4 protein-coding genes and 3 pseudogenes are annotated in these 6,054 nt (G+C 62.4%); 6 read left to right on the top strand and 1 reads right to left on the bottom strand.

All coding sequences use genetic code 11. The annotated features are described in order from the left end of the window. Window positions 1-486 precede the first annotated feature (486 nt). The 6 genes and pseudogenes from ACLQI9_RS28025 to ACLQI9_RS28000 form a co-directional block, all read left to right on the top strand. A pseudogene (locus ACLQI9_RS28025) lies at window positions 487-1,017 on the top strand (FAD-dependent oxidoreductase); the annotation flags it as partial. A gap of 52 nt (window positions 1,018-1,069) precedes the next feature. Further along, complete coding sequence (locus ACLQI9_RS28020) at window positions 1,070-2,044, top strand: IS481 family transposase (protein ID WP_442376000.1); 975 nt, start codon at window positions 1,070-1,072, stop codon at window positions 2,042-2,044. After that, window positions 2,041-2,432, top strand: a pseudogene (locus ACLQI9_RS28015) (FAD-dependent oxidoreductase); the annotation flags it as partial. The gene ACLQI9_RS28020 and the pseudogene ACLQI9_RS28015, both read left to right, overlap by 4 nt. A gap of 744 nt (window positions 2,433-3,176) precedes the next feature. Next, window positions 3,177-3,539 carry a YncE family protein gene (locus ACLQI9_RS28010; RefSeq protein WP_442392462.1) on the top strand — a complete coding sequence of 121 codons (363 nt, stop codon included), beginning with the start codon at window positions 3,177-3,179 and terminating at the stop codon, window positions 3,537-3,539. 24 nt (window positions 3,540-3,563) lie between these two features. Then, window positions 3,564-3,866 (top strand): YncE family protein, encoded by a 303-nt coding sequence (locus ACLQI9_RS28005; RefSeq protein WP_442376002.1) that lies wholly within the window; start codon window positions 3,564-3,566, stop codon window positions 3,864-3,866. An 824-nt stretch (window positions 3,867-4,690) separates the two neighbouring features. Continuing rightward, a complete protein-coding gene (locus ACLQI9_RS28000) occupies window positions 4,691-5,329 on the top strand; it encodes a cutinase family protein (protein WP_442376003.1) in 639 nt (212 codons plus the stop codon). A 179-nt stretch (window positions 5,330-5,508) separates the two neighbouring features. Here ACLQI9_RS28000 and ACLQI9_RS27995 read toward each other — a convergent pair. Continuing rightward, window positions 5,509-5,904 (bottom strand): annotated as a pseudogene (locus tag ACLQI9_RS27995) (hypothetical protein); the annotation flags it as partial. Between the last annotated feature and the right edge of the window lie 150 nt (window positions 5,905-6,054).

Below are 6,054 nucleotides of genomic sequence, written 5' to 3'. Positions count from 1 at the left end.
CCGTCCTGGCACGGCACGCCGCTGTTTCCGTCCGAACGCAAAAACACCGACGGCCAGCACGATTACGGAGGCCAAATCGTCACGGTGACATATCTCGAAGGAGTAGCCGGGAGAGGACGGAGGCGCGCTCGGTAGCACCCAGGCTCGCCATAGCGTCACTGCAGGGTCACGCGAAGGTCAGGGTTGAACGAATACGGAACAGAAAGAGTGAGAAGACCGCGGCCGCGGAACAGAAAGAGTGACAAAAGCGCAGATAGATTGAGAAAGGACAGCCTTACTCTGGCAGTTCACTAAGATGGGCTATGCGGAAGTCTTTGTGCTGCACCGGATTTCGTCGACAAGCGACCTTCTGTAAGGTAGCGGCTGATATAGCCTGCTTCCCAACCCATTTCGTATGCCGATAATTTCGGTCTGGTATCACCCTAGTTGGCCCTTTCGCAGATGATCTGGCACGCGGCGGATTCGCGGCCGGATCTGTGTCGGATGCGCACGGCACAGGGACGGGCACTATTTGGCGGCGGCGTCGCACAACCGTTCCGGCCACTGCACTACCCGATGACCTCAGCGATTGGGCTCGACATCCTCACCGCCGGACACCGCCACGGCTGGCCGGTCGCCGACGGCGGGTCGGCGTCGATCACCACCGCGCTGGCCGCGATGCTCACCGACCTGGGTGGCAAGATCGAAACCGGCGTCCCCATCCAGGCCGCCTCCCAGCTACCGCCGGCCGACGCCACCCTGTTCGACCTGGCCCCGGAATCGGTCGCAGCCATCCTCGCCGACCGGCTACCGCCCCGAATCCAGCGTGCCTACAGCCGTTTTCGCCGCGGGCCCGGCGCGTTCAAAGTGGACTTCGCCGTCGAGGGTGGGGTTCCGTGGACAAACCCGCACGCCCGCCGCGCCGGGACCGTGCACCTGGGCGGCAGCTTCGCTGAGCTGGCTGCCGCCGAACGCGACGTCCATGCAGGCCGGATGCCGCAGCGGCCGTTCGTCCTAGTCGGCCAGCAGTATCTAGCTCTAAAACTGACTGAGGTTGTTGACAGTCTGGGCTCCTGATGGAAGGAGCCGTATGGCTGAGCGTGTGTGGAGTGAGAAGGATCTGATCAGGCGCGCCAACCGACGCCTGGCCGTGTTGAAACACGCCGAGGAGGTCAGCGGCAATGTGGCGGCGACGTGCCGCTACTACGGCATCAGCCGCAACGTCTTCTATCGGTGGAAGCGTCGGTATGAAGACGAGGGTCTAGATGGCCTTAAGGACCGCTCGAGTGCCCCGTTGCACTGCCCGACGATCACTGACCCCGAGGTGGTCGAGAAGATCATCCACCTGCGTCAGCACTACCACTTCGGGCCGATGAAGATCACGATGTACCTCAAGCGGTACCACGACGTCGCCATCAGCACCTCTGGGGTATGGCGAATCCTCAAGCGGCTCGGCATGAATCGCCTTCCTGCGTCGCAGCGCTACAAACGTCACTCGGGGCGATGGAAGCGCTACGAGAAGCAGCGCCCCGGCCATCACGTGCAGATCGACGTGAAGTTCATCGAGCCGATTGCAGCCGGCGCCGGCCGCCGAAAGCGTTACTACCAATACACCGCGATTGACGACTGCACCCGGCTGCGGGTATTGCGGGCCTATCCCCGGTCCGACCAAAACACCGCGATCCAGTTCCTGGACTACGTCCTGTCACGACTGCCGTTCCAGGTCGAGAAGATCCAGACCGACAACGGCGCGGAGTTCCAGTCCAGTTTCCACTGGCACGTGCTTGATCAGGGCATCGGTCACGTCTACATCCGCCCTGCCACCCCCAGGCTGAACGGGAAAGTAGAGCGCTCGCACCGCATCGATGCCGAGGAGTTCTACCGACTGCTCGACGGTGTCGTCGAGGATGACGCTGGGCTGTTTAACCAGAAGCTCAAGGAGTGGGAGGACTACTACAACTACCACCGGCCCCACGGCGGCCTTGGCGGCCAAACCCCGTACGAAAGACTGCTACAAAAGACCAAGACCCAGCCTGTCACCGGCCACCGTCAGTCACACAGCTAGCTGACCCACAACGCTCGGTCGGCGACATCCACCCGGTGTGGAGCTACGCCCACGTGCCCAACGGCTATACCGGCGATGCCACCGCGGCGATCATCGCCCAGATCGAGCGGTTCGCACCAGGATTCCGCGACTGCATCGTCGGTCAGGCCGCGCGGACCACCACCGATATGCCCGCATATAACCCAAACTTCGCCTGCGGCGACATTATGACTGGTGCCAAAGACATCCGCCAACTCGCGTTTGGCCACGAATCACCCCGTCCCCCTATTATATTGGGGTCCCCGGCGTGTACATCTGCTCAGCGGCCACCCCGCCAGGCCCGGGCGCGCATGACATGTGTGGGGCCAACGCCGCCCACGCGGCGCTAGCCGAGCTCGCAGGCCGGTAACCGACCCATCGATGGTCACCGCCTTGCGCAACGTCCAGCGGCCCTGATGCCCAACGAATTAACCGTCAGACCGGGCCGTGCGGTCCTTGATGTCGTTGGCGATCGGCAATGCTTGATTCCAGCCTAAGATCTTTGATCGAGCTCCGTCGGCAGCTGGCTAATTGAAGGTGGCTGGAACCGTGAATGGACGTCAGCATTGAGGGCATTCGGCCCTGGGCCGCGATGCTGACGCAATGAAAGACACGGCACCGCAGGAACGTCACCCGAACCGCTACTGGGTCGGCGGAAGTTGCGTGTTGCGGTGCGGGGCGCCGCGGCCATGTCGTCGAGCAGTTTCAGAACCCATTGTCGGGCAGGATTGAAGTGCGGATCTGGACCCCCAACTCTCGTCAAGCGCAATTGCCGGCAAAGTCGCTGTGCAAGCACGTTTCACGTGTGACCACCCATGTAGTTGGGAGACCGTTGAGTCACCCACCGATTGAACCGGACGCCGACCCGAGCAGGCGTGCATGGTTGGCACCTACGAATTGCAACCATGGCACCGGGTGCCCTGAATGCGAAAGTAGGCGCAACTGCGGCATCCACTGGCAATTCCTTCTGAAAAACATTGGGACACAGGTGTTCTTGCAATGTCGGACGTGCTTTTACGTATGGTCGGTCTGCACAGCAGAGCCTGACCGGCCTGCACCTGCGGCGGTGGGCGGCACCAGACGCGGTGATGCTGGCGCTGGCCCCAAACGAGACGTGACGGGCGATGCCGCCGCTGCTCGCTCTGGAGGCAGCGACGATGGGGAATGGGACGACGCGGTGATTGCCAAGGTTTGGCTCGGCGACTGCGCGCGCGACGTTGTGACGAGTCGGGGCGGCGATCTGATTTATGTCATGACCGCTGATTCGGTCGAGGCTATCAACAGCTTCCACCACATCGTCGCCTCGATTCCGATCGGTCCGGAGCCGAAACACATGATGATGAGTTCGGACGGCAGTCGAATCTATGTCACCGGCTACGACGGTTCACTGTCGATAATCGATCCAATCGAAATGACGGCGAAAACCTTTGGTGTGCAGCGCAGTAGCGCTGCAGCAGTCAGCCCAGACGGTGAGTAGATCTACCTGGCGCACGGTGAGGGGGTGGGCGACGGCAGCAGTACCTGGATCTCGGCCATCCGCGCCGACGGCGCCTCGGTTGCTCTCATCGCGGTCGAACGCTGCACCACCGCGATGGCTCTAAGCCGGGACGGTCGCTGGTTGTATGTCGCGTCCGCTGGCCGTCGCTATGACCATCGCGGGGGCACCATAGCGGTCATCGACACCGCCAGCCACAAAACCGTCGACTTCATTGCAGTGGATGAGGCACCGGAGAACCTCGCGGTAGACCCCGAGGGCCTCCTGTACGCCACCCACTACCACAGCAATTCCATCTCCCGTAGTTGACCCTGGGACACGTTGTGGCATTGCCATCGCCCTTGACGATGCTCCGATAGACGTCGCGGTCAGGCCGGAGAGCGTATTCATCTATACCGCCAACTTGCACTCAGTCACTGCGATCGATACTTCGACCGCGGCTACCGAAAGCGTCGCGATTGGTGAGGTACCACGCCGCATTAGCATCAGTGTCGACGGACGACCGCTATATGCCACCGATTCGCTCACGGGACCGTATGGGTTCTCGACACCTCGGACAACTCAGTTGTGGGCACCGTCGCGGTCGGTCCGCATCCGGCAGGAGTAGCACTTAGTCCCAGTGGCGAGTTGCTCAATCTAACGGACTCTCGCGACGGGACGCTCACCGTGATCTCGACGACGTCGGTGAAGCCCGATCCGCGGGACACGCTGTGAAGCGATTCGCCGACATGCGACTCCAGCACCGCGGTGTATGTGCTGCGTGAGGCTCCAGGCGCACGCCTGCTGGACTCCGTAGCCGACGTCGCCCAATGGCTCGGACCACGACTGGTCGGCCACTTCGAGTTCCGACAATTCGACGGTGGCTCCGCCATCCGGTCCTAACGGCCATTGCTCGGCACCGACCCGCACTAGCGGCTAAGACTTGCAACGCAGGTGACCGGCATTACCGCTGGCGCCAACCGCATTTGGGCGCTAGCGCTGACGACGTTTGGTCACAGGCAGCCGATGCTTTGACGGTGGGAACCGTCAGACCGCGGCGCTGCGCAAGCGCCGCTGACCGCGAGAAGGCGTGAAATATGAGGAAGAGCTTAGCTGAGCTTTCTGTTGGCATTGCGGCGGCGCTGATCTGGGCGATGCTCATCACGCCGGCGGTATCTTTTGCCGACTCAGGCAGTGTCCACCCGGCGCGGGCTGGATCATGCCCAGACATCCAGGTTGTGTTTGCGCGCGGCACCGCCGAGCCATCGGGTCCTGGACGCGTCGGGCAGGCATTTGTCGACTCGTTGCGCTCCCTTACCAATGGCAAGTCCGTGGCCGTCTATGCTGTCGACTATCCGGCATCCTATGATTTTCTCCGCGCAGTCGATGGCGCAAATGACGCCAGGCAATTTGTTGAAAGCACCGCCTTTTCATGCCCGCAGACCAAAGTGGTGCTCGGCGGGTTCTCGCAAGGCGCAGCCGTCATCGACCTCATCACCGTGCCTGGACAAGCGACGTTCGGATTCGGAGATCCGCTACTAAACGACGTTGCTGATCATGTCGCTGCGGTGGCCGTCTTCGGCAACCCCTCCAACCGCATCGGGGGCCCACTGACCGCGATCAGCCCGCTGTTCGGCTATAAGGCGATCGACCTGTGCAACGGTGCGGATCCGGTGTGCTCGCATGGCAATGACGTAGCGGCGCATCGCGTCTACGTGGAGTCTGGAATGGCAACGGAGGCAGCTCAATTCGTCGTTCACCGGCTAACGGCTGATAACCCACCTGTGGGCTGATGTGCGCGGGTCGCTCCCGAAATCGACGTTAGGACGAACGTAGGGGCTGAGACGCAGCATCTGCATCGCGACGGCGTACAGCAATCAAAATTAGCCAGCTTGTTTCGAGCGTAAAGTTGTTTAGCCTTCCGAACCGACTTGGGCCGGTGGCGGTTGACAAAATGAAGACGCATAAGACCTAACGGCAGCCCTACGGTCCGCACGTCCTTGCCGAATTCGTTGAGCAGCGCGGCGATTCGCTTGGTGTCGGCGTTGGTGACCGAGACCATCGGCGAACGGTCGCCGAGCACGGTGATACCGCGCCGCCGGGCCACCAGCGTGGCGGCGGCGCCGATCAGCTGCGTCAGCGCGAGCAGCTCGACGTCCTTGGCGCCGGCGGCGCGCAGTGCTTCGATGGCCAGCACGCCCTGGGAGTGCCCAGCGACCGCCACGGGCGGAGTCGCGGCGGAATCCATACCCTGGCGGGTCAGCGCGCGCATCGCGGCGACTTGGGTGAGCAGAACACCAGGCAGCGAACATGCCGCCGACATCAGCTGCTCGGCGCTGGGGACCGGTTCCTCGGCGACCAGGGCGCGCGATCAGGAATCGGAGACGAGGTGGTGGCCAAGCTGGGCGACTATCTGTTTGGCAATGTGCTGACGTCGGTCATCGCCGGGGCGACGACCTTCGTGTGGTGCATTCTTTTCGATGTCCCCTACGCGGTGTTGCTCGGTGTCATCGTGGCC

The organism is Mycobacterium sp., assembly GCF_052143115.1.
Lineage (GTDB): Bacteria > Actinomycetota > Actinomycetes > Mycobacteriales > Mycobacteriaceae > Mycobacterium.
This window is presented reverse-complemented; position numbering and strand designations above follow the sequence as displayed.